Below are 1,265 nucleotides of genomic sequence, written 5' to 3'. Positions count from 1 at the left end.
CGACGAGTTAAAAGCTATGAACATCGAACTCGTATTGAGTGGGCAGAACAAATACGTAATCTACTATTAGTGGACTATCCAAATGCACGCAAGGTCAAGTTAGTTTGTGACAATCTTCACACTCATCATATTGCTTCTTTGTATCAAGGGTTTCCGGTATCAGAAGCTGATCAATTAGCTCGGTACCTTGAAATTCACCATCCCCCACGCAATGGTAGTTGGCTAAATATCGTAGAAATAGAAGCGTACTTAATCAACAATGTCTTGAGCGTCGGATTCGGAGCGTTCGCGGTAGCGTTGCGTCAGCAAATCCCATACTAGAGCAAGAACTTCGGGCATGGCAGGATGAACGCAATGCTTCTCAAGCTAAGGTTCATTGGCGCTTTTCTACTGCTGATACTAGGATAAAACTACATCATCTTTACCCACAATTTTAATCTAGACGCGCTAGTAGAATTGCTATTTTAACTTGCCAGTTTAAAGTTTAGATACTCCTGAACATTCTACCTCTTCTCGAAGTTGAGCGATCGCTTTTCCTGATACTGGGTCAATCCAATCAGGAGCTATTTCTGCTAGGGGTACGAGAACAAAAGCTCTTTCTCTCATCCGAGGATGGGGTATTTGCAGGTTGGGAATATCTAATATTAAATCATCATATAAGATTAAGTCTAGGTCTAGAGTTCTAGGTCCCCAATGTACTAAACGTACTCGCTTAAATTGTTTTTCTATATCCAAAATAATTTCTAACAATTTTTGAGGAGTTAATTCTACTTTTAATAATGCACAACCATTCAGATAATCTGGTTGTTCTGGACCGATTGGTTTTGTCCGATACCAGCTAGAATAAGTATTTAAGGTAATACCTGGAGTTTTGGAGAAAATTTGGATTGCATTTTCTAGAATACTTAAAGAATCACCAAGATTACTACCAAGAGCAACAGCTACATTATTCTCTTGTTTTTCTGATTGGCTGAAGTCAATTTGATTAGACATTAACTGGCGGAATATTTGCTCTAATTTTTTGCTGAATTAAATTTAAGAAAGTCAACAAGAAACTATCAAAGTTTCCTATCTGACAAAAGACCCAAGAACTTATAGCAATGAGCGCTGGCATCTTTACATGTTACATAGATATTTGCAATGTAATATAAAAGTAACTGTATGAGCTGTATTTTTCATAAATTAGGCGATCGCTAAACCTTAAAGTTTTAAGGATGTCTGTAATGGTATTGATAATTTACAGTTTATAGCTTGAAATTGTTTAC

Annotated in this window: 1 protein-coding gene and 1 pseudogene; one reads left to right on the top strand and one right to left on the bottom strand. The window is 36.9% G+C overall.

Annotated elements, in window-relative coordinates; translation table 11 throughout:
- A pseudogene (locus F6K27_RS33255) lies at positions 1–437 on the top strand (IS630 family transposase); the annotation flags it as partial.
- Positions 438–477: 40 nt separating this feature from the next.
- Here the strand turns inward: F6K27_RS33255 and folK are convergent.
- Positions 478–993 (bottom strand): 2-amino-4-hydroxy-6-hydroxymethyldihydropteridine diphosphokinase, encoded by a 516-nt coding sequence (gene folK / locus F6K27_RS33250; protein ID WP_287273868.1) that lies wholly within the window; start codon positions 991–993, stop codon positions 478–480.
- Positions 994–1,265 lie beyond the last annotated feature (272 nt).

Source organism: Okeania sp. SIO2F5, from assembly GCF_010692685.1.
Classification (GTDB): domain Bacteria; phylum Cyanobacteriota; class Cyanobacteriia; order Cyanobacteriales; family Microcoleaceae; genus Okeania; species Okeania hirsuta.
This window is presented reverse-complemented; position numbering and strand designations above follow the sequence as displayed.